General features: G+C 63.4%; 23 protein-coding genes and 1 pseudogene. 14 read left to right on the top strand and 10 right to left on the bottom strand.

Going from position 1 to position 19,846, the window contains the following annotated elements; translation table 11 throughout:
• Positions 1–82: 82 nt before the first annotated feature.
• From ACTORR_RS00695 to ku, 10 genes and pseudogenes are all read left to right on the top strand, one after another.
• Positions 83–991: an aldo/keto reductase gene (locus ACTORR_RS00695; protein ID WP_441343425.1), complete on the top strand. Its 909-nt coding sequence runs from the start codon at positions 83–85 to the stop codon at positions 989–991.
• 4 nt (positions 992–995) lie between these two features.
• Positions 996–2,300 carry an NTP/NDP exchange transporter gene (locus ACTORR_RS00690; protein WP_313364460.1) on the top strand — a complete coding sequence of 435 codons (1,305 nt, stop codon included), beginning with the start codon at positions 996–998 and terminating at the stop codon, positions 2,298–2,300.
• Between the two features lie 157 nt (positions 2,301–2,457).
• Positions 2,458–2,583, top strand: a pseudogene (locus ACTORR_RS00685) (KGG domain-containing protein); the annotation flags it as partial.
• A 59-nt stretch (positions 2,584–2,642) separates the two neighbouring features.
• The gene (locus ACTORR_RS00680) at positions 2,643–2,840 is read left to right on the top strand and encodes a hypothetical protein (RefSeq protein WP_054884517.1); all 198 of its coding nucleotides are present in this window, start codon (positions 2,643–2,645) and stop codon (positions 2,838–2,840) included.
• Between the two features lie 18 nt (positions 2,841–2,858).
• A complete protein-coding gene (locus tag ACTORR_RS00675) occupies positions 2,859–4,187 on the top strand; it encodes an iron-containing redox enzyme family protein (RefSeq protein ID WP_313364459.1) in 1,329 nt (442 codons plus the stop codon).
• Complete coding sequence (locus ACTORR_RS00670; RefSeq protein ID WP_313364458.1) at positions 4,187–5,140, top strand: class I SAM-dependent methyltransferase; 954 nt, start codon at positions 4,187–4,189, stop codon at positions 5,138–5,140. The genes ACTORR_RS00675 and ACTORR_RS00670 overlap by 1 nt, the downstream gene beginning before the upstream one ends.
• 4 nt (positions 5,141–5,144) lie before the next feature.
• Positions 5,145–6,281 carry a carboxylate-amine ligase gene (locus ACTORR_RS00665; RefSeq protein ID WP_313364457.1) on the top strand — a complete coding sequence of 379 codons (1,137 nt, stop codon included), beginning with the start codon at positions 5,145–5,147 and terminating at the stop codon, positions 6,279–6,281.
• A 73-nt stretch (positions 6,282–6,354) separates the two neighbouring features.
• A complete protein-coding gene (locus tag ACTORR_RS00660; RefSeq protein ID WP_054884513.1) occupies positions 6,355–6,945 on the top strand; it encodes a phosphorylase family protein in 591 nt (196 codons plus the stop codon).
• An 80-nt stretch (positions 6,946–7,025) separates the two neighbouring features.
• Positions 7,026–7,154: a PSPA7_2676 family Cys-rich small protein gene (locus ACTORR_RS00655; protein ID WP_262108595.1), complete on the top strand. Its 129-nt coding sequence runs from the start codon at positions 7,026–7,028 to the stop codon at positions 7,152–7,154.
• Positions 7,155–7,163: 9 nt separating this feature from the next.
• Positions 7,164–8,012 carry a non-homologous end joining protein Ku gene (gene ku / locus ACTORR_RS00650; protein WP_313364456.1) on the top strand — a complete coding sequence of 283 codons (849 nt, stop codon included), beginning with the start codon at positions 7,164–7,166 and terminating at the stop codon, positions 8,010–8,012.
• Between the two features lie 53 nt (positions 8,013–8,065).
• On the opposite strand, the gene ACTORR_RS00645 is transcribed toward ku, so the two are convergent.
• The 5 genes from ACTORR_RS00645 to ligD are packed head-to-tail and all read right to left on the bottom strand — an operon-like array spanning position 8,066 to position 13,593.
• Positions 8,066–8,713: a glycosyltransferase gene (locus ACTORR_RS00645; protein WP_054884511.1), complete on the bottom strand. Its 648-nt coding sequence runs from the start codon at positions 8,711–8,713 to the stop codon at positions 8,066–8,068.
• A complete protein-coding gene (locus tag ACTORR_RS00640; RefSeq protein ID WP_313364455.1) occupies positions 8,710–9,309 on the bottom strand; it encodes a class I SAM-dependent methyltransferase in 600 nt (199 codons plus the stop codon). Before ACTORR_RS00640 ends, ACTORR_RS00645 begins: the two co-directional genes overlap by 4 nt.
• A gap of 11 nt (positions 9,310–9,320) precedes the next feature.
• On the bottom strand, positions 9,321–10,076 hold the full coding sequence (locus tag ACTORR_RS00635) for a PIG-L deacetylase family protein (RefSeq protein WP_313364454.1): 756 nt from the start codon (positions 10,074–10,076) through the stop codon (positions 9,321–9,323).
• A complete protein-coding gene (locus tag ACTORR_RS00630) occupies positions 10,073–11,116 on the bottom strand; it encodes an acyl-CoA dehydrogenase (RefSeq protein WP_441343424.1) in 1,044 nt (347 codons plus the stop codon). Before ACTORR_RS00630 ends, ACTORR_RS00635 begins: the two co-directional genes overlap by 4 nt.
• Complete coding sequence (gene ligD / locus ACTORR_RS00625; RefSeq protein WP_313364452.1) at positions 11,113–13,593, bottom strand: DNA ligase D; 2,481 nt, start codon at positions 13,591–13,593, stop codon at positions 11,113–11,115. The genes ACTORR_RS00630 and ligD overlap by 4 nt, the downstream gene beginning before the upstream one ends.
• Positions 13,594–13,721: 128 nt before the next feature.
• Here ligD and ACTORR_RS00620 point away from each other — a divergent pair, with 128 nt between their 5' ends.
• Together ACTORR_RS00620 and ACTORR_RS00615 are read left to right on the top strand one after the other, a co-directional pair.
• Positions 13,722–14,189 carry a phosphotransferase system, HPr-related protein gene (locus tag ACTORR_RS00620; protein WP_313364451.1) on the top strand — a complete coding sequence of 156 codons (468 nt, stop codon included), beginning with the start codon at positions 13,722–13,724 and terminating at the stop codon, positions 14,187–14,189.
• On the top strand, positions 14,186–14,416 hold the full coding sequence (locus tag ACTORR_RS00615) for a metallothionein (protein ID WP_054884505.1): 231 nt from the start codon (positions 14,186–14,188) through the stop codon (positions 14,414–14,416). The genes ACTORR_RS00620 and ACTORR_RS00615 overlap by 4 nt, the downstream gene beginning before the upstream one ends.
• Positions 14,417–14,436: 20 nt before the next feature.
• On the opposite strand, the gene ACTORR_RS00610 is transcribed toward ACTORR_RS00615, so the two are convergent.
• Genes ACTORR_RS00610 through ACTORR_RS00590 form a run of 5 tightly spaced genes read right to left on the bottom strand, consistent with a single transcriptional unit; the run spans position 14,437 to position 18,717 of the window.
• A complete protein-coding gene (locus tag ACTORR_RS00610; protein WP_313364450.1) occupies positions 14,437–14,853 on the bottom strand; it encodes a hypothetical protein in 417 nt (138 codons plus the stop codon).
• Positions 14,854–14,871: 18 nt separating this feature from the next.
• Positions 14,872–15,819, bottom strand: a complete 948-nt coding sequence (locus ACTORR_RS00605; protein WP_441343423.1) for a lysylphosphatidylglycerol synthase domain-containing protein — start codon at positions 15,817–15,819, stop codon at positions 14,872–14,874.
• Positions 15,819–17,021, bottom strand: a complete 1,203-nt coding sequence (gene clsB / locus ACTORR_RS00600; RefSeq protein WP_313364448.1) for a cardiolipin synthase ClsB — start codon at positions 17,019–17,021, stop codon at positions 15,819–15,821. Before clsB ends, ACTORR_RS00605 begins: the two co-directional genes overlap by 1 nt.
• Positions 17,018–17,803: an endonuclease/exonuclease/phosphatase family protein gene (locus ACTORR_RS00595; RefSeq protein ID WP_313364447.1), complete on the bottom strand. Its 786-nt coding sequence runs from the start codon at positions 17,801–17,803 to the stop codon at positions 17,018–17,020. The genes clsB and ACTORR_RS00595 overlap by 4 nt, the downstream gene beginning before the upstream one ends.
• On the bottom strand, positions 17,800–18,717 hold the full coding sequence (locus tag ACTORR_RS00590) for a DUF72 domain-containing protein (protein ID WP_313364446.1): 918 nt from the start codon (positions 18,715–18,717) through the stop codon (positions 17,800–17,802). Before ACTORR_RS00590 ends, ACTORR_RS00595 begins: the two co-directional genes overlap by 4 nt.
• A 171-nt stretch (positions 18,718–18,888) precedes the next feature.
• Between ACTORR_RS00590 and ACTORR_RS00585 the strand changes: the two genes are divergently transcribed.
• Together ACTORR_RS00585 and ACTORR_RS00580 are read left to right on the top strand one after the other, a co-directional pair.
• Complete coding sequence (locus ACTORR_RS00585) at positions 18,889–19,263, top strand: low affinity iron permease family protein (RefSeq protein WP_054884499.1); 375 nt, start codon at positions 18,889–18,891, stop codon at positions 19,261–19,263.
• Positions 19,264–19,285: 22 nt separating this feature from the next.
• Positions 19,286–19,837 carry an ATP-dependent Clp protease proteolytic subunit gene (locus ACTORR_RS00580; protein WP_099814952.1) on the top strand — a complete coding sequence of 184 codons (552 nt, stop codon included), beginning with the start codon at positions 19,286–19,288 and terminating at the stop codon, positions 19,835–19,837.
• The last annotated feature ends 9 nt before the right edge of the window (positions 19,838–19,846 follow it).

Here is a 19,846-nt window from a genome sequence, read left to right as displayed (position 1 = left end):
ACATCCAGATACAGAATCAACTGCCGGCGTAGGATAGAGCGGCTAGCCTTGGAAGTTTCCGACTTATGACGGGAGCTTTGCCATGTACAAGCGCCGCGATGTCCTACGCGCCAGTGCGGCTTTGGCGCTGGTTGCCGCCAGCCCATGGCTGCAGGCCGCCGGCCCTGGCGGATTGCTGACGCGCAAGGTCCCGAGCACAGGCGAGGCCTTGCCGGTGATTGGTGCCGGTACCTCTGGCAGCTTTGAAGTCGAGGCCGGCTCTGCCGCGTACCAGCAGCTCAAGGTGGTGCTCAAGGCGTTCTTCGACGGTGGCGGCAAGGTCATCGACACCTCGCCCAATTATGGCGGCGCCGACCGCATCCTCGGCCAGTTGCTGGAGGAGGGTGGCTGGCACAAGCAGTGCTTCATCGCCACCAAGATCGCCGCCGACAGCCAGGCCGAAGCCCAGGCGCAATGGGCCGGCACGCTCAAGAGCCTGCGTACCGACACGGTCGACCTGTTGCAGATTCACAACCTGCGCGACTGGCAAACCCAATTGCCCTACGCACGCGAGCTCAAGCAGCAGGGCAAGACCCGTTACGTCGGTATCACTCATTACCTGAACAGTGGCCACGAAGACGTGGCGCGCATCGTCCGCAGCGAGCCGCTGGACTTCATCCAGATCAACTATTCGGTGAATGCCCCGCACGCCGCACGCGAACTGTTGCCGCTGTGTCAGGACAAGGGCGTCGCCGTGCTGGTCAACCGAGCCTTCGACGACGGTCGGCTGTTCGCCAGGGTCAAGGACCAGGCCTTGCCGGCATGGGCTGCCGAGGCCGGAATCGGCAGCTGGGCGCAGCTGTTTCTCAAGTTCGCCATCAGCCATCCGGCCGTGACGACGGTCATCCCCGCGACCGGGCGTCCTGAGCGCCAGCTTGACCAGCTCAAGGCAGGGCATGAGCCTTTGCTCAGCCAGGCGCAACAGCAAGCGCTGATCAAGCAGTTCGCCTGAAGCCATGGGCAACTGGCGCAAGCGCCTGGACGAGGGGCTGAGTATCGAGCCAGGCGAGGGCCCGGCAGTCATCGCTGGGTTGTCTTTGTTCTACCTGCTGTTCACCGGCTATTTCATGCTGCGCCCGGTGCGCGAAACCATGGGTGTGGCGGGCGGTGTCGACAACCTGCAATGGCTGTTCACCGGTACGTTTGTTGCCACCCTGGCCTGCCTGCCGTTGTTCGGCTGGCTGGCCTCGAAGGTACGTCGCCGGCACATCCTGCCCTGGACCTATGGTTTCTTCGCCAGCAACCTGTTGCTGTTCGCTGTGCTGTTTGCAGTGGATCCAGAGGACGTGTGGAATGCCCGGGCGTTCTACATATGGCTGTCCGTGTTCAACCTGCTGAGCATTTCGCTGGCCTGGAGCGTGCTCACCGACCTGTTTTCCACCGAGCAAGGCAAGCGCTTGTTCGGCCTGCTGGCCGCCGGGGCCAGCCTGGGAGGCCTGAGCGGGCCGATCCTGGGCACCCTGCTGGTGGCGCCGCTGGGGCACGCCGGGTTAGTGCTTCTGGCCGGAGTGTTGCTGTTGGGTAGCGTATTCGCCTGCCTCGTATTGCAGCGCTGGCGCGATCGCAACCCGTTTCCCGTAGCGAATGAACAGCCCTCGTCGCGCCCGTTGGGTGGCAATCCCTTCGCTGGCGCGCTGGCCGTGCTGCGTTCGCCGTATTTGTTGACAATTGCCTTGTTCGTGACGCTGCTCGCCAGCGTCAGCACGTTCTTGTACTTCGAACAGGCTCGCATCGTCAGCGAAACCTTCACCGATCGTACCCGCCAGACCCAGGTGTTCGGCCTGATCGACTCCCTGGTGCAAGCGCTGGCGGTCCTCACTCAGGTGTTTCTCACCGGCCGCCTGGCCAGGCGCTTGGGGGTAGGGGTGTTGCTGGTGGCGGTACCCCTGGTGATGGCTGCCGGCTTCGTGTGGCTGGCCCTGGCGCCCGTATTCGCCGTCTTCGTGGTGGTCATGGTGGTGCGCCGGGCAGGTGAATACGCGCTGGTGCGGCCGGGCCGCGAGATGTTGTTCACGGTGTTGCCGGCCGAAGACAAATACAAGGCGAAGAATTTTCTCGACACCGTGGTCTATCGCGGTGGCGATGCCCTGAGTGGCTGGTTCAAACGTGGCCTGGACCTGCTGGCTGATCACCCGCAGCTGGCGATGCTGATCGGCTCTGTGCTGGCGGTAGGCTGGGCGTTCACCGGCGCCTGGCTGGGAAGGCGGCAGCGCCAGGCAGAATCGGCTGGCGCGCCAAATAATCTATCGCCGCTTATTTAACGCCGCCGGTCCGAACCCTTCGCAATAAAACGAATCCCCCGTTATGGCCGAACTCCCACCTTATGTACGGCGCAGCGCCGTGCACCTTCGAAGCCACAAGAGGTGAGAGACCATGGCCAGCAAAGAGAACAGCCGCACCGGCAGCCAGGGTGGCAACAAGAACCCAGGCAACTTCGCCAACGACCGCGAAAAAGCATCCGAAGCAGGGCGCAAAGGCGGCCAGAGCTCTGGCGGCGGGCGCAGCAGCAGTAGCGAGTCGAGCCGCAAGGGCGGCCGTTCGTAACGCAGGGTACGCGGTGCCAGGGCAACCTGGCATCGCGATTGACCGCAATGGGAGGTCCTATGCACCTGAAGCCCCTGATCGTCTTGCTTGGCAGCCTTACGCTGCTCGGCGGCTGTTTCGACCGCGACAACAACCATCCTGGCAAGGACAACGACTCGAGCAAGGCGTCGGTGCAGATGCAGCAGCATGACGAAAAACCCGCGCCGCAACCTGCTCCGGATCCAGAGCCGATGCCGCGAGATGACAAAAGCCAATGATTGCATGAGGAGCATGGCATGACGGTAATGACCCGCAACCTTGCCGCCGCCGCCGCAGCCCCGACGACGGACTGCCTGCTTAAGCGTTACCAGACCATGCTGGAAGGGTTTGATGCGTGCGCCGCCCCTTGGCTTGAAAAACAGCTCGCACGCGCCGAGCAATTGCAAGACGACCTGCCGGACTCACCGGGCAAGCTGGCTGAGTGGAGTACGCAGCATGCCGCCCAGGTGGCCAGCGATTACGCCGCCTATCTTGCCGAACGGCAGCGTGGCGCGCCGCGGCGCTATTTCAGCAATCGCTCACAGGCAATGTGGTTTCTGCAGCAGGTGGCGCCGACCAAGGCCGTGGACGGCGCCTGGCTGCAGGGCACCTTGCAGCACTGGGCAGACCCGCGCTACCACGGCTTGATCCGCACCTATCTGGAAGAGCTGGGCAACGGCGACCCGCGCTGCAATCACGTGCTGATCTATCAGCGTCTGTTGAGCCGCCTCGGGTCGCATCCGCTGTTGCTGCCTGATGACCGTTATCTGCAAGGTGCGTTGCAGCTTGCCTTGGGCCAACACAGTGAGCGCTTCCTGCCCGAGGTGATCGGCTACAACCTCGGTTATGAACAGCCGCCGCTGCACCTGCTGATCACCACCTATGAACTGGCGGAACTGGGCATCGATGGCCATTATTTCCAGCTGCATGTGACCATCGACAACGCTGCCAGCGGTCATGCGCAGAAGTCGATCCAAGCTGTGCAGCAACTATGCCCCGCGGGTGAAGAAGCAGACTTCTATGCGCGTGTGCGTCGAGGCTATCGCCTCAATGACCTGGGCATCGACACTCCCAGCCTGATTGCCAGTTTCGACCTGCACGCGCAGCTCATCGCTGCGCTGGAGCAAAAAAGCCTGTACGGGCGCTTCATGCATGCCGACCGCTGCCGCTTGCAAAAGCGCACGATCAACCAGTGGCTGGCCGAGCCGGGCGCGATGCCTGCCTTTGTTGACGCCATGTGCGAGCAAGGATGGATCAGGCGCGGCGAAGACCCCAGCCAAAGCCGTTGGTGGAAGGTGATCGAAGGGCCGGCGGCACCGATGTACGGGGTGTTCACGGTTTACGAAAAGCAGCTCTGGCATGACTGGATAGCGGCTGACTGGCAAGCCCCGCTGCGCCGTGTGCAACCCGGAAGTTGGGAGCCGAGCCTGGACATCGACGCAGCGCCAGGCCCGTTACCCGCCAATCAGGACATCCCTGCCCTGATCGAACGCATGCTTGGCAATCGCCATGCGTCCCCGGACGGGCTGCTGGCCACCCGGGCCTATCTGCAAGCCACCGGTCTCGCTCAGGAGGAGCCCCACTGATGATGCTGGAACCTCAACAAGCTCGCGCCGATGAGGCGCTGCTGCAACTGGGCAAACGCTTGCGTGCCGACGGTTACCGCTTTAGCTGTGTGACGCCTGCCACCCATGGGCGCAACAACGCGCGCGCAGGTGCCGAGCGCGCGACGACCTTGCGTGATGTGTTTGGCTGGAGCCGCCCCTTTGCGCCGTCTCTGCTGTCAGCTGATGAATTGCAGCAACTGCAGCAAGCGCAGCTACTCACCGAGGCAGAGGGTTTGCTGCGCAGCAAGGTCCGCTTCGCCAGCCTCGACGAGTTGTTGCTGGTGCATTCCGCGTACCCGACAGAGGCCAGTGATGCGGTGTTCCTTGGCCCCGACAGCTACCGCTTCGCCCACGTCATTCATGACCATCTGCAACGCCGCCATACGCGCGTACAGCACGCCGTGGACATCGGCTGTGGCAGCGGTGTAGGCGCCTTGCTCATTGCCCGGGCGGCGCAGCATGCCCAGGTCAGCGCGGTCGACATCAACCCCCTGGCCCTGCGCTACACCGCGATCAACGCTGCCTTGGCCGGGGTGAGCAACTTGTCGGTGGAACCGAGTGACGTGCTCGATGGGATTACCGGCACCTTCGACCTGATCGTGGCAAACCCTCCCTACATGCTCGATGCCGGGCAACGGACGTATCGCCACGGTGGTGGCTCGCTGGGCGCAGAACTGTCGCTGCGCATCGTCGAGCAGGCGTGTGAACGCCTCAGCGCCCACGGCTCGTTGTTGCTGTACACCGGGGTTGCCATCATCGACGGTCGAGATGCACTGCTGGAGGCCGTGCGCTTGCGCCTGGCCGGCCCGCAATGGTCGTGGAGCTATCGGGAAATCGACCCCGACGTGTTCGGCGAACAATTGGATGAAGCGGGGTATGAGCGGGTCGAGCGCATCGCCGCAGTCGCCCTGACCGTTACTCGCAATGGGTAACGCCATGACGCCGCCTTGTACGTTCGGCATAGAAGAAGAATACCTGCTGGTGGATCTTTCCAGCGGCCGGGTGCCGGTGACGCCGTCATTGACCGTCACCCGGCGTTGCCGTGAGGTGTTGGGCAAGCACTTCACCGAAGAGATGTTTCGTAGCCAGGTGGAGGTGGTTTCACCGGTGCTCGCCTCAACAGGGGAGGCCCGCGAGTTCTTTACCCTGAGCCGTCATAGTCTGCAGCAAGCCCTGGCCGCAGAGGGCATTGGCCTGTATGGCGCTGCCAGTCATCCCAATGCGCCGTGGCTGAAGCACAAGCCCAGGTCCTCGGCGCACTACCGGCAGGTGTTCGACGATTACCGCCACGTCGCACGCAGGTCGCTGGTCAATGGCCTGCATGTCCACGTAGGCGTGCCCGGGGGCTGCGACCGGATGCAATTGATCAATCGCCTGGTGGGCTGGCTGCCACTGTTCCTCGCATTGAGCGCATCGTCACCGCTGTGGCAGGGGCAGGAAACCGGCTACATGAGTTATCGGCGGGTGATTTGCGGCGAGTGGCCGCACATGGGGCTGCCAGAGCCGCTGGCCGACTGGGCGGCCTACGAGCGCTATCGGGCGTTGTTGCAACGCACGGGGTCGATGGCTGACGACGGTGACTTCTGGTGGGCTATCAGGCCCTCGCGACGCTTTCCGACCGTGGAGCTGCGCATTTGCGATGCCTGCCCCAACATCGAAGATGCGTTGTGCATCGCCGCGTTGTTCCGCCACCTTGTGGAACATGCCTTGGCGTATCGTCACCCGTGTGGCCCGCTGGTCCGGGAGCTTCGTTGGGTTACTCAGGAAAACTACTGGCGAGCCCTGCGTCACGGCAGGCATGCCGAATTCATTGGTATCGACGCGCAACAGCCGGTCACGGCCGAGGGCTGGCTGGCTCAGCTCGAGAGCCAGTTTCCGGTCGACACCGTGGACGCCGAACGGGGTTTCATGCGCGCCCGGCAGATCCTGCGCGATGGCAACAGTGCCGACAGGCAGTTGGCCTGCCTGCGCCAGGCCCGTGACAACGGCTTGAACCCTGCCCAGGCGCAGCGCCAGGTGATCGACCTGGTGCTGCAGCAAGGGTCATGCACAGCGGCCAGCAGCGCTGCCTGAGTTCATCGGCTTGCAATCCTTCGGGTTTGGCTGACAATGGCTGCGCATTTCGCCAGCCACCCGGACCCACTCCATGACCACACCCCTCATGCTGCATGACATCCCACTGGACGACATCCTGTTTGTCTTCGCCCTGGAAGACGAGGCGGGCAGCGCTTTCGCCGGCTGCAATGTGCTGTTCACCGGTATCGGCAAGGTTAACGCAGCGATCGCGCTGACCCAGGCACTGCAGCGCCAGCGCCCGCGTCTGATCGTCAACCTTGGGTCGGCGGGCAGCCAACGTTACGGCAAGGGCCAAGTGGTGTGTTGCAACCGCTTCGTACAGCGCGACATGGACGCGACACCCCTCGGCTTCGCCCGCTATGAAACGCCGCTTTCGCAGCTGCCAATCGTGCTCGAGCATGGTCTGGTACAGCCTGGTGTGCCATTGGGCGTGTGCGGCAGCGGTGACAGCTTTGAAACCGGCCATGGCGAAGCGCCCTACGACGTGGTCGACATGGAGGCCTATGTGCTGGCCCGGATCGCCCGCGACGAGGGTATCGGGCTGCTCTGCCTGAAATACATATCCGACGACGCGGGCAGCGATGCTGCCGGCGATTGGGCGGTGCAGGTTCATCTGGCGGCCGAAGCCTTGAAACGTGTGCTGTTCAGCCAGTCGCACTGAGGCGCAACTGGAATAAACCTTCCGCACCTCCGGCAGTCAGTTGATGAAAGGGCCCGGCATTTTGGGCAGGGAGGTGACGGATGAGCATTATCTGCTTGCTGCGTGGTTGCCATTGGCGCGCCATGCCTGAGGTCAAAATTTCCGGGTTGCAGTGCCATTGCTGCGAGCGCTGCGGCACGCTGCGCTACTGCCAGCCCGGCCAACCGTAGGAGGCGCTCATGGCCAGGGCTATCTGGAAAGGCGCAATCAGCTTCGGCTTGGTGCATATTCCCGTTTCGCTCAACACCGCCGTGCGCACCGAGCGAGTCGATTTCGACTGGCTCGACAAGCGCAGCATGGAGCCGGTGGGCTATAAGCGGGTGAACAAGGTGACCGGCAAGGACATCGACAAGGAAAACATCGTCAAAGGCGTGGAATACGAAAAAGGCCGTTATGTGGTCATCAGCGAAGACGAGATTCGCAAGGCGCGCCCCGAAGCCACCCAGACCATCGACATCTTCTCGTTCGTCGAAGCCAGCGAGATTCCGCTCCAGCACTTCGATACCCCTTACTACCTCAGCCCGGACAAACGCGGCGGCAAGGTATATGCGCTGTTGCGCGAGACATTGGAAAGTACCGGCAAGGTCGCCTTGGCCACGGTCGTGCTGCACACGCGTCAGCATCTGGCACTGCTGCGCCCGCTTGACCAGGCGCTGGTGATGATCACCCTGCGCTGGCCCGAGGAAGTGCGGGGGCTGGAAACGCTGGAGCTGGACAAGAGCGTGACCGACAGCAAGCTGGACAAGCGTGAGCTGGACATGGCCAAGCGGCTGGTGGAGGACATGAGCGGCCCCTGGACGCCCGACGAGTATCACGACGCTTTTCGCCAGACCATCATGGATCTGGTTGAAGAGAAGGCCAGCAAGGGCAAGATCGCCGTAGTCGAGAAGGGCGAAGGTGGGGCCGCCGAGAAGGGTGCCGACATCATCGACCTCACCGAGCTGCTCAAACGCAGCCTGGGTGGCAAGGCAACGAAGAAGGCAACCCCTGAGAAGAAACCCGCCAAGCGCCCGCGCAAAGCCTCCTGAATGCTGTCCCGGCCTGTTGACGGGCTCTCCCGTGAACAGGTCGGGACAGGCAGCTACAGACTCGCCAGATAGTCCCCGAAACCTTCCCGTGCCCGGCTGTCGATGCGGCTACTGGTGGCCACGCTGTGCCTGGCAGTCCAGACGATCTGTGCGCCCTCAGCCTCAAGATCGCGCACCAGCTGCACATCTTCATGTGCCGCCAGCGGCTGAAAGCCGCCAACCCGCTCATAGGCGCGCGCGCACACACCCAGATTGGCGCCATGGATGTGCCGATGGCCTTCCCGTGCCTCATAGCGGCTGAGGTACAGCTTACGCAGTGCCGCCCGTTGCCAAGGCTGCCAGCGGGCGATATGCACCGTGCCGCACACCACTTCGGCCGCACACGCCAACTGCGACAGCAGCCAGTGCGCCGGCACCTGGCTATCGGCATCGGTACAGGCCAGCCAGCTGGCACCGCGTTCGAGCATCCAACGGGCCCCCAAGCGGCGCGCCATGCCGACACTTCCCGCCTCGACCTCCAGCGCATCCACACCATAGCGGGCGGTCACCCGGGCACTAGCATCGACACAGCGGTCCAGCACCACCAGCACACGTACCGTATGGCCAGCCTGTTCGGCCAAGGCAACGGCGGCCGCCATTGCGGTCAGGCAACGCCCCAGGCGCCGCGCTTCGTTATGCGCGGGGATCACCACGCCGATCATGGGCAGGTCTCATCCAGGTCGACCACGCTGGGCTGGCATGACCAGTACTCAAGCATGAAGTCGACCTCTTCATGGCGGTAAACCGAAAACAGCGGCAGGTGCTTGGCCAGCAACTGGTGCACTTCCCGACCATCCTGCGGGCAACCGGCGATTGGATGCTTCCAGTGACAGGCCAGCAGTCCGCCGTCATAGCTCAGGCTGGCGACCGATTGCTCGATCACCTGCAGCCAATCGGTGGGGTCCAGGTAGTACCCGACCTCGCTCAGCACGATCAGGTCGAAGCGCCCTCCAGGCCAGTCACCCGGTAGCCTGGCTTGTTCTACCGAGGCATTGCGCACCTCGGCCAGGCGTTGGCGGGCCAGCTGCACAGCGGTGGGATCGAGGTCCTGGCACAGCAGCTCCGCACAGCGCTCAGCCAGCAGCGCACTCAGTTCGCCATTGGCGCAGGCAGGCTCGAACACCCGTTGATAGCATTGGCGCGGCAGGCTGGCCATCACCAGCTCGCGTTTGCGTTTTTCATACCACCGGGTGCGAAATGCCCAGGGATCTTCGGTAGCGGCATACAAATCGGCGAAATACTGCGCATCGAGGCTCATGACTACTCCGTTTACAGGAACACCAGTTCGAAAGGTTGCAGCAGGCACTCCTGCAAGTGCGCAGGCAGCACCGCAGGCTGCGCGCCGTCTGGTACCAGCTGGCTGACATGGGCGGCGAGCGCCTTGCGTTTGCGTGCCAGGCTGGCTTCGCCGAGTTGCACCCGGTGGGCGCGCGGCCAGGGCAGGCGCGGGTCATCCGGTTGCGCCCAATGCCAGGCCCAGACCGGCACTTCTATCAGCTGCGCGTCGCGCGCCAGAGCGGCCTGGGCTGCTGCTCGGCCAACCGCTTCGTGGTCGCAGTGGCCATCGCCTCGCCAGGTCGCCATCAACAGGTCGTCGGGGCGCAGGCACTGGGACAGGTGGTTGGTGAGAAACGCTTCTTCACGGGGCAGGCCGCCATCTTTGAGGTTGAGCCTGCGCCATTCCAGGCGGTTGGGGTCCAGGTCAAGCTGAACCAAGGCCTGCCGGCTCTCCAGTGGCCGTTGACGGCGCAGGCGATGCTCGCTCCACTGCGCCGAGCCCGGGTGGCTGCCTTCGCCATCGGTTGCGGAAATGATCAGCAGATCAGCCTCACGGCCGCGAAAGTGGGTAAGCAGGCCGCCCGCCATCAGGATCTCATCATCTGGGTGCGGTGCGACCAGTACCAGCCGGCGCCCAGGTGGGCAGAGCTGCTGCGGGGACATCCAGGTGGCACGGGCCAGGTGGGCCGCGTGTTGCCAGGCAGACCACGGCGTACCGCTGCTGGCCTGGATCAGGTCTTCATTCATAGTTGCCAAGCTCCTGCCGGCACCTGTGCTACCTGTTGGCCCAGCGCGGCGAGGTCCCGTTCGGCATGGCTCTGACGCAGGTAGACCGGCAGGTCGGCACTGAGGCGGGCGAAATGACTGTTGCGGCAAAATGGGCTCGCGCCCAGCGCCCGGCCGACGTGGTTGATGACGTGTTCGACCGCCTGCTCCATTTGGGCGCGGGTGCGGCGCACTTCGAAACTGGCATCCGCGTCGGGGTGCTGATCGATCCATTGCGCACATTCGCGCAACGCGGCGCGGGCGCCATACAAGGCAGCATCGACCGCGCCGAGGTGGGCCTGGGCATGGACGTCGGGGTGCGGGTTGCGACAGTAGGCGCGCAGATAATCCGCAAGAGCTTCCGCTGCACCGTACCAACAGGCGGCAATACCGGCGCCGCCATGCCAGAACCCCGGGCGCGACAAGTATTGCCCGGGGCGGCCGATGGCAGTGCCAGGGGAGTTGTCGAAGGTCACTTCGATGCTGGCGGTAGTGCCCATGCCCACTGCCTGCCAGCTTTCGATGTTCAGGCCCTGGCTGGGTTGCGACAGTTCGATGGCCACCAGCTGCGGCTGGTCACCCTCGGCCCAGGCGGTGATCAACGCCCGGTCGATCTGCAACGCACCTGAACACCAGGCCTTGCGGCCGGCCAACCGCACGCTGTCACCCTCACGCGCCACGATCTGCGCGCGCGCTTCGGGCGGCTCAGCAGCCCAGACGCCCCATATGCCGTCGGCGACAAGGTGGGCGGCCCCGCATTCGGCCAATATCGCCATCGCGTCGGTATGCCCTTCATACAACTTGGCCAAGGCCAGGTCGCACCCTGCCACCCGGGCCAGGGTCTGCCAGCGCTTCAAGGTGCTGCCCTGACCAGGCAATGGCAGCAGGTCCAGCTGATCGGCGCGTAACGCCTGAATCAGTTGCGGCAGCTGCGTGTCGAGGTTCAAGGGTTGTGGTCGCTCGCAGAAGTCGCGAAGCAAACGATCGAGGTTGTTCAGGTCGAAATCCTGGATGATGCTCATGCCAGCCCCATTTTCTTGCGCATGCCTGCGGTGATGGTTTGACGGGTCTTGCCCATCTGCGCCCATGGGTCGTCCACCTCGGCCAGGCGTTCGCGCAGGTTGCCGATGTGCCATTGGTTGGCGCCCTTGAGCAGGCCCAGTTCCTCACGCCAGATCGGTACCGAAACCGGCAGCCCCTCCCGCGCCCGCAACGAGTAGGCGCAGACGGTAGTGGCACCCTTGCCGTTGCGCAGGTAGTCGATGAAGATCTTGCCGACCCGATTCTTGGGCCCTGATACGGCACTCAAGCGGTCGGGGAACAACTTGGCCAGGTAATTGACGATGGCGTGGCTGAAATCCTTGACTTCATCCCAGCCGGCACGCCGTGTCAGCGGCACCACCAGGTGCATGCCTTTGCCGCCGCTGGTTTTCAGAAAGACCTTGAGCCCGAGCTCGTCGAGCAGGGTGAGCGTCAGTTGCGTGGCCTCGAGCATGGCTTTCCACGGCAGCGCAGGGTCGGGGTCGAGGTCGAGCACGAAGCGGTCAGGCTTGTCGAAGTCCTTGTCGGTACCGTTCCAGGTATGCATCTCCAGCATGTTCATCTGTACGGCGCCGAGCAATGTGTCGGGGCGATTGATGACCATTGCCGCCTGGCCAGCCTCGGCCTTGTCATAACTGACCACGTTCGGGATGTGCAACTGGCCGGCGTTTTTCTGGAAGAACAGCTCGCCGCCCAGGCCATCGGGGGCGCGCACCAGTGCGACCGGGCGGCCCTTGAGCTGCGGCAGTATCCACTGGCTGACTGCCGCATAGTACTCGGCGACCTGGCGTTTGGTGGCACCCACAGTGGGGTCGATGACGCGGTCAGGGTGGGTCAGGCGCAGTTCACCGAGGTCGTCCGGCAGCTCGGCTTGCTTGCGTTTGGGTACGCTCTTGCCAGGCATGGCGCGCTCCAGGTCGATGTCGGTGGCTGGCTTGTCGTCGCGCAGCCCGTGGAATACCGAATGGCGCACCACGCCGTCGCGGGTCATCTGGGCATAGGCAACTTCAGCCAGCAACTGTGGCTTCAGCCAATGTACGCTGCGCGCCTCGGCCCCGGTAGGCGGCTTGGGCAGGGCAGGCTTGTCGATCTCCAGGGGTTTGAGGCGGGCAAGGATGCTGTCCAGGGTGGTGGCGCTGAAGCCCGTACCGACCTTGCCGGCGTAGCGCAACTCGCCGCTGTCGTCGTCATGCAACGCCAGCAACAACGCGCCGAAGCCGGTGCGGCTGCCCTTGGGGTCGGTGTAGCCGACAATCACGAATTCCTGGCGTTGCTTGCACTTGAGCTTGACCCAGTCGGCACTGCGCCGGCCGACATAGGGGCTGTCGGCGCGCTTGCCGATGAGGCCCTCGAGTTCCAGCCGACAAGCGCTGTCGAGCAACGAGTCGACAGGCTGGTCGAAATCCTGCGAGTACCTGAGCAGCTCCGATTCACTGTGCTCGAGCAAGCGGCGCAAGGCCTCACGCCGCTCCTGCAAGGGCACCTTGCGCAGGTCCTGATTGCCTAGATACGGCAGGTCGAAAACGTAGTAGCAGATCTGTTCATCACGCTCGGTATCGAAGGCGTTCTGCAGGGCCTGGAAGTCGGCCTTGCCGTTTTCGTCGTTGACCACCATCTCGCCATCGAGCCAGGCGCGATCCACCCCCAATGCCCGCAGCGCCGCGACTTGCCCAGGCATCTTGGCCGTCCAGTCGTGGCCATTGCGGGTGAACAGGCGGACATCGTCACCGTCTATCCGGGCAAGTATGCGATAACCATCGAATTTCACTTCATAGTGCCAGTCACCCGCTGGCGGCGAGTCGACCAGGGTTGCCAGCTGGGGTTGCAATCGATCGGGCAGCGTCGCCTTGGCCGCGTTGCCGGCGCGCTTTTTGGCCGGCTTTGCAGGCGCAGCACGCGGATGCAGGGTGCGGTCGCTGATGACGCTGTCCGGTTGCGCCTCGACGATGCGGTAGTCGTCTTCGCTGCGGGCTTCGCCGTCGTGGGACTTGACCAGCATCCATTGCTCTTTCTTGCCCGCCAGGTGGGTGCGAAAGAGGTTCCATACGCCCGCCAGCTTCTCACCCTGCAAGCGAAAGCGCAGCTTGCCCTTGGCATAGGCCTGCCGAGGATCGCCTTCGGGCTCCCATACCCCGCGGTCCCAGACGATGACATCGCCGGCACCGTAGTGCCCCTCCGGGATATGCCCCTCGAAGTCGGCATAGTCCAGCGGGTGATCCTCGACGTGAACCGCCAGGCGCCGCACCTTTGGATCGAGCGAAGGGCCTTTGGGTATCGCCCAGCTCTTCAGGGTGCCGTCCAGTTCCAGGCGGAAGTCGTAGTGCAGGTGGCTGGCATCATGCTTTTGTATGCAGAACTGCAATGCGTGAGCGCGTTTGCCTCGGCCTCCCTTGCCGCTGGGCTCGGGCGTGGCGTTGAAATCGCGCTTGCGCTCGTATTCTTCGAGAGGTTTGGCCATGGCGGGCTCCGAATCATCCCCTGTCTGTAGGTTGGGAGATGGCCAGTCGCCCGGTAGTTCAAAAAAACTCTGAATCATCCGCAGCTTGGCGCAGTCGACCGCAGGTAAGCCACAGAAGGAGAGCCGATATGTCCGGACCAGATGACCCCAAGCCATACACCCCGACTGAGATCGATGACACGCAAGACCGCATGGGCAGTGTCCATGAGCTGGACTTCAGTGACCGCAACGACGACCGCGTGGGCCGGGTAGGTGACGAGCGGCCTGCACAGGAGGTCGACCAGGAGTTTCCCCCCCGGCGCGTTGCCGAAAGTGGCATGAGCGGAGGGGAAGCGTTGAGCGACAGCTTGCACGAAGACAATGTCACCTATGACGACCTGAGCCCTGACACGCTGCTGGACGAAACCGTTGCCCGCGACCCCCATGAACCGGGTGATGGCAGCGGGCCTGCGGACCAGACCCTGCGTCATGTGGATGCCGAGGAGATCGGCGGTGGCATTGGCCTCGATGAAGCGGAGCTGGCGCGCTCCGCGCCGTTGGACGGCGAGCCGTGGACAGACGACGTCATAGACGATGAACAGGGGAAAACACCATGAACGAGCAACGTTGTGCCTGCAACCATTGCAGTTGCACTGTCGACGCCAACGCCGTGCAGCAGGGCGGCAAAGCCTACTGCTGCGAAGCCTGTGCCAGCGGCCACCGCAATGGCGAGCCCTGCCGGATGGCCGATTGCAAATGCGGCGATATGGAGCAGCCGAAGGAGACCAACGTCGACAATGCCCTGGATGAGACCTTTCCGGCCAGCGACCCGATCTCACCCTGACAGGCGGGTCAATGGGTTTGTCAGATGCCTGCGTTACGCTCGCAATCGGCCCGGGCCTGGCCAAGGCTCGGGGTGTCGTAATAGTAGGTAATCACCCTGGCATCCTTGGGCAGGGCCGGCCTCGATGAAGGCTGGTCCTGCCCGGCCGCTTTGGGATTGGCCAGGGTTTCCTGGGTCAACGGCGCAATGCAGCTGCCCACGCTGCCATCGGCACAACGCGCCACCTTGTGTTTTTCCGTGCTGAGCATGTCCTTGCTCTCGTTGCTGCACGACCAGTTGATGGCTTCGGCGGGCATGTTGCTGAAGCTGTAGCAGGTACGCTGCTCGACGGGCTTCACCGCCTCGCTGGAAGAGCGGGTCAGCACATCGCAAGCCTCTGCGAAGGCTTCGCCGTTGGCCAGGCTGACGAGCATCAGCATCATTGCAGGAACGCGCATGATTACCTCCCAGGCCCTCTAGGCCGGTTTGTCGCGCTGGCGCATGGCCTTGGCGCGCTTTTCCAGGATCAGGTAAGTGAGTACGGCTGCCACCAGCGGGATCAGGTAATACAACGTCCGATAGCCCAGCAGCGCCGCCACCAGCGTGCCTTGGCCAAGTTGCCCGTGCAGCAGCGCAAGGAACACCGTCTCGAGCACCCCAAGGCCGGCGGGTATGTGGGCGACCACCCCGGCCACGCAGCTGATAAGCAGAATGCCGAGGATCGATGGGTAGAACGCCTCGCCAGGCAGCAGCCAGAAAATCAGCAAGGCCATCATCGCCCAGTTGCTGGCGCCCAGCGCAACCTGGCACAGGGCCAGACGCAGCGAGGGCAGGGTGACTTCATGCTCACGCCAGCGCCAGGTGCGCTTTTTCGCCAGGCCGCAGGCCAGCAGGTAGCCGATCGCGATCGCCAACAACAGCACGCCGATCAACCGCAGGCCGCCGGCCCCGACCGCCCAGTCAGCCGGCAGCTTGACCAGGCCCAGGGCGAACACGCTACCGGCCAGCAGCATATAGCCCATCCAGTTGGTCAGCAGGCCCAGGGTGAGGATGCGGGTGATGGTTGGTGTATCCAGGCCCAGGCGGCTGTACAGGCGGTACCGCAAGGCCACACCGCCTACCCAGGTGGTGAAGTTGAGGTTGAAGGCATAGCACACGAAGGCTATCGGCAGCACCTGGCGGGCGGGCAACGAGTGGCCGGTGTAGGACCGGGCCAGCAGGTCGTAGCTGGCGAAGATCAGGTAACTGCAAAGCGCCAGGGCCAGGCCGATGGCCAGCGTGCTCGGCTTGTAGGCCAGCAGTGAATGGCGCACCTCGTTCCAGTCAAGGTTGCGCGCAAGCACGTACAGCAGCACCGGTATCAGGATCAGGAATGCCACGGTGAACAACCGCTTGCCCCAGATTTGCCAGTTTTTTCGCGCCATCAGGTGTTGCCCTCATGCAGATCGCCTTCGGCCTCGACTTCCGGCTGCAGCGAATGCAGGCGCTGGCGGTGGGCGGGAAACCAGCCAGCGATCCGCGGAAAATGCCGGATAACGTGAAAACACACGAAGATCAACGGTGCCCGCCACCAGTAGCCACGGATCATGCGCTCCAGCGTCACCGGCTTGCATTGCTCGTCTGCCAGTGCCTGCAGGTGTTCGTACAATTGCTGGTTGAATGCCGGGTCGCGGATGAACAGGTTGGCCTCGAGGTTGAAGGAAAGGCTCAGGGGGTCGAGGTTGCTGGAGCCGACCGTGGCCCACTCGTGGTCGACCAGCGCCACTTTGCCGTGCAGTGGTCGCTGGCAGTATTCGCGAATGCGTACGCCGTCGCGCAGCAAGTAGTTGTAGAGCAGGCGCGACAAGGCGCGTACCCAGCGCATGTCGGGCTGGCCCTGAAGGATCAAGGTGACGTCGACCCCACGGCGGGCAGCGTTGCGCAGTTCTCGCATCAGGCGGTAACCCGGGAAGAAATAGGCATTGGCCACCACCACCCGCTGGCGCGCCGAGCGCAGGGCTTGCAGGTAGTGGGCTTCGATGTCGGTGCGGCGCAGGCGGTTGTCGCGTTCCACCAGCACCGCCTTGCTCGAGCCGGTCGGTGCCGTCTGCGGCCGTACCTCGCTGGGCGGCTCCAGCACCGGAGCCATCAGCCTGCGGCTGGCGGCATGCACCTGCGCCACCACCGGCCCGGTCACCTCCACGGCATAGTCCTGCTTGGCCATGGGACCAAAATCGCCCAAGTGGTCAGCGCTGTAGTTGATCCCGCCGATAAAGGCCCGCGCACCATCGATCACCACGATCTTGCGGTGCAGGCGCCGGAACAGGTTGGTGCGCATGCCGGCGACCCTGGGTTGCGGGTCGAAGGCGTGGAAGCTGACACCGGCATCGGTCAGTGCTGCCACGAAGCTGTCAGGCAGGTCGGCGGTACCGTAGCCGTCCACGGCGACCTCTACCCTTACGCCGCGCCGGGCGGCATCGATCAGCACGCCCTGCAATTGCTGGCCGACCTTGTCGTCGAAGATGATGAAGGTTTCCAGCAAGATTTCTTCCTGTGCCTGGGCCATTGCCTCGAATACACGGGGGTAATACTGCTCGCCGTTGATCAGCAGTTCGATACGGTTGCCATCGAGCCAAGGTCGGTTCACAGGTTGATCTCCGCAGCCAGTGGAGCATGGTCGGACAGATGCGACCAGGGATACATGGACAGCACTTGAGCCTTGGTCGGCATGGCATTGCGCAGGTAGATGCGGTCCAGGCGCAGTAACGGCAGGCGCGCCGGGAAGCTGCGGGCAGGGCTGCCGAAGTGTTCGCCAAACGCCTCCACCAGGCGCCGGGAGAGCACTGCGTCGGCCTTGAGCCGCCAGTCATTGAAGTCGCCGGCGATGATCACCGGCGCTTGTGCCGGCAGCCGGTCGAGCACCTGCAGCAACAGCTGCACCTGGCTTTGCCGGTGCGCTTCGCGCAGCCCCAGGTGCACGCAGATGGCGTGCACCTGCTCGTGCCCCGGCACCTCCAGGCGGCAATGCAGCAAGCCGCGCTGTTCGTTGCCCTGGATCGACACGTCGAGGTTTTCATGGTGAGTGATCGGGAATTTCGACAGCAGGGCATTGCCATGGTCACCATCCGGGTATACCGCGTTGCGGCCGTAGGCGAATTGCGGCCACATGCTGTCGGCGAGAAATTCATACTGCGGCGTCTCTGGCCACGCAGGGTGGCGCAAGGCGTGCTGCTGATGGCTGCCATGGACTTCCTGGAGAAACACCAGGTCGGCATGGGTGGCGCGCACGGCTTCGCGCAACTCGGGGAGGATGAAGCGGCGGTTGAACAAGGTGAAGCCCTTGTGCACGTTGATGGTCAGCACGTTCAGCCGGTGCACGGCGGTGACCTTGTCGATGATGCAGCGCGGCGAGGGCAGGGTCTTGTTCACAGCGCCACCTCCGGCTCGACGCCTGGCTCGGTGAGCAGGTGGTAATCGAGCTTGAGCTTTTCCAGCAGGCGCCGCGCATCGTAGGGTGCGTGGACTTTCTGATCGTTGTCGAAGTAGCAGTAGACATCGCGCGACGCCCGTTTTGGCGGCGCCTTGGCCACGACCAGTTGCGCATCTTGCACCTGGCCACCTGCGGCCCAGGCCTGGATGCGCTGCTTCCAGCGCTTCAGGGCACGCGCCGTGTAACCACTGCTGTAGAGTTCGACGTCACCGTGCAGGCGCATGTAGACAAAATCGGCGGTCACATCCTCGACATAGGGCCACTTGCCTGCGCTGTCCGCCACGACCAGGGCGACGCGGTGCTTGCGCAGCAGTTTGATGAAGCGCTCGCAGAGAAAGCTCTCATGGCGGATCTCCACGGCGTGGCGCAACCGTGCATTGCCCTTGATCGCCGTGCCACCGTTATCCTTCAGGCGCTCGGCACAGCCTTGCGCGCAGGCGCGAGCAGCCTTGCGATCCTTGGGCAGCAACTCCAAGAAATGGCTGAACCGTGCTTCGTCGAACTTCATGTTGGGCGGGAATTGCCACAGGAACGGCCCCAGTTTGTCCCCCAGCAGCAGCGGGCCGGACGCGTAGAAATTGGCGATAGCCTCTTCGATCTCCTTAAGCCGTCGCACATGGGTGATATAGCGCGGGCCTTTGACCGAAAAAACGAAGTCCTCCGGTGTTTCGTCACGCCAGTTCACATAGCGCTCAGGGGTTTGCAGGCTGTAGAACGAGCCATTGATCTCGATGCTGTTCACGGCTCGCGACGCAAACGCCAGCTCGCTGTCCTGGCGCAGGCCCTTGGGGTAGAAGTCCTTGCGCCAGGGGCCGTAGCGCCATCCGGAAATACCGATGCGGATATCGCTCACGCTGTTCTCCTCATAGCCTGCTCCATTGCACGTCACTTGAATGTGCGACCGGGGCAGCGCGGCAAGGGTTCAGCTCAGATGATCGAAGGCAAGCCGGGCGCCCTGAGTTGAACTTTGCCGGCCTGGGCGATTCCACCGCATAGCAGATATGCAGCACAGGAGTCCGTCGGTATGAAATTCGACCGTTTCTGTCAGGGGCTGGCCAACTGGACCGGTCGGCCGCTGACGTTTGGCATCGCGTTCCTGATGATTCTGGTGTGGGGCATCACCGGGCCGCTGTTCCACTTCAACGATACCTGGCAACTGGTGATCAATACCTCGACCACCATCATCACCTTCCTGATGGTGTTTCTGATCCAGAACACCCAGAACCGCGACAATGACGAACTCCATATCAAGATCGACGAATTGCTGCGCACCACCCAGAAGGCGCACATGGCATTGCTCGACCTGGAACACATGGACCCGGCCGAACTGCATGCCTTGCGCAAGCAATACCAACAGATGGCGGAGCGCGACGACGAAGGGCAGAGCCCCAAGGAATGACCTGCCAGAAGCGGAGGCAAGCATGGCCAGACATATCATTCACTTTACCGGACCGATCAACTCATCCACCTGCGGCAACCTGATCAACACCTGCTCGCGCGCCATGCAGCAGGGCGCCGACGTGTTGCAGCTGAACATTGCCACCATGGGCGGCGAGTGCAGCTACGGCTTTACCCTGTACAACTACCTGCGCGCCTTGCCGATCAGCGTGCACACCCACAACCTCGGCACCGTCGAGTCCATGGGCAATATCCTGTTTCTGGCGGGCGAACACCGCACGGCGTGCAGCTACAGCAAGTTCCTGTTCCACCCGTTTCACTGGACGCTGCATGGCTCAGTGGATCATTCACGCATGGCCGAATACGCCATGAGCCTGGATTACGACCTGCGCCTGTATGCGCAGATCGTCGCCGAGCGCACGGAGGGCAGCAGCGAAGTGCTGGATGTACCCCGTTACCTCATGGCCTACCCGCGTATCCTGGGCCCCAGGGAGGCGCTGGAGAGTGGCATGATCCACGCCATCGACGAAATGCCGATTGCCAGCGAGGTCTGCCAGTGGAGTGTGCATGCCTGAAGCCGGGCA

The sequence above is a fragment of the Pseudomonas sp. SAR267 genome (genome assembly GCF_052077595.1).
In the GTDB taxonomy this organism is placed as follows: Bacteria; Pseudomonadota; Gammaproteobacteria; order Pseudomonadales; family Pseudomonadaceae; genus Aquipseudomonas; species Aquipseudomonas vlassakiae.
The sequence above is the reverse complement of the archived record's forward strand: the minus strand, read 5'-3'. Positions and strand labels throughout refer to the sequence as shown.

What these genes read in the sequence shown, in the direction of transcription:
- ACTORR_RS00695 (WP_441343425.1), top strand. Translation starts at nt 83, where the DNA reads ATGTACAAGCGCCGCGATGTCCTACGCGCCAGTGCGGCTTTGGCGCTG.
- ACTORR_RS00690 (WP_313364460.1), top strand. Translation starts at nt 996, where the DNA reads ATGGGCAACTGGCGCAAGCGCCTGGACGAGGGGCTGAGTATCGAGCCA.
- ACTORR_RS00680 (WP_054884517.1), top strand. Translation starts at nt 2,643, where the DNA reads ATGCACCTGAAGCCCCTGATCGTCTTGCTTGGCAGCCTTACGCTGCTC.
- ACTORR_RS00675 (WP_313364459.1), top strand. Translation starts at nt 2,859, where the DNA reads ATGACGGTAATGACCCGCAACCTTGCCGCCGCCGCCGCAGCCCCGACG.
- ACTORR_RS00670 (WP_313364458.1), top strand. Translation starts at nt 4,187, where the DNA reads ATGATGCTGGAACCTCAACAAGCTCGCGCCGATGAGGCGCTGCTGCAA.
- ACTORR_RS00665 (WP_313364457.1), top strand. Translation starts at nt 5,145, where the DNA reads ATGACGCCGCCTTGTACGTTCGGCATAGAAGAAGAATACCTGCTGGTG.
- ACTORR_RS00660 (WP_054884513.1), top strand. Translation starts at nt 6,355, where the DNA reads ATGACCACACCCCTCATGCTGCATGACATCCCACTGGACGACATCCTG.
- ACTORR_RS00655 (WP_262108595.1), top strand. Translation starts at nt 7,026, where the DNA reads ATGAGCATTATCTGCTTGCTGCGTGGTTGCCATTGGCGCGCCATGCCT.
- ku (WP_313364456.1), top strand. Translation starts at nt 7,164, where the DNA reads ATGGCCAGGGCTATCTGGAAAGGCGCAATCAGCTTCGGCTTGGTGCAT.
- ACTORR_RS00645 (WP_054884511.1), bottom strand. Translation starts at nt 8,713, where the DNA reads ATGATCGGCGTGGTGATCCCCGCGCATAACGAAGCGCGGCGCCTGGGG.
- ACTORR_RS00640 (WP_313364455.1), bottom strand. Translation starts at nt 9,309, where the DNA reads ATGAGCCTCGATGCGCAGTATTTCGCCGATTTGTATGCCGCTACCGAA.
- ACTORR_RS00635 (WP_313364454.1), bottom strand. Translation starts at nt 10,076, where the DNA reads ATGAATGAAGACCTGATCCAGGCCAGCAGCGGTACGCCGTGGTCTGCC.
- ACTORR_RS00630 (WP_441343424.1), bottom strand. Translation starts at nt 11,116, where the DNA reads ATGAGCATCATCCAGGATTTCGACCTGAACAACCTCGATCGTTTGCTT.
- ligD (WP_313364452.1), bottom strand. Translation starts at nt 13,593, where the DNA reads ATGGCCAAACCTCTCGAAGAATACGAGCGCAAGCGCGATTTCAACGCC.
- ACTORR_RS00620 (WP_313364451.1), top strand. Translation starts at nt 13,722, where the DNA reads ATGTCCGGACCAGATGACCCCAAGCCATACACCCCGACTGAGATCGAT.
- ACTORR_RS00615 (WP_054884505.1), top strand. Translation starts at nt 14,186, where the DNA reads ATGAACGAGCAACGTTGTGCCTGCAACCATTGCAGTTGCACTGTCGAC.
- ACTORR_RS00610 (WP_313364450.1), bottom strand. Translation starts at nt 14,853, where the DNA reads ATGCGCGTTCCTGCAATGATGCTGATGCTCGTCAGCCTGGCCAACGGC.
- ACTORR_RS00605 (WP_441343423.1), bottom strand. Translation starts at nt 15,819, where the DNA reads ATGGCGCGAAAAAACTGGCAAATCTGGGGCAAGCGGTTGTTCACCGTG.
- ACTORR_RS00585 (WP_054884499.1), top strand. Translation starts at nt 18,889, where the DNA reads ATGAAATTCGACCGTTTCTGTCAGGGGCTGGCCAACTGGACCGGTCGG.
- ACTORR_RS00580 (WP_099814952.1), top strand. Translation starts at nt 19,286, where the DNA reads ATGGCCAGACATATCATTCACTTTACCGGACCGATCAACTCATCCACC.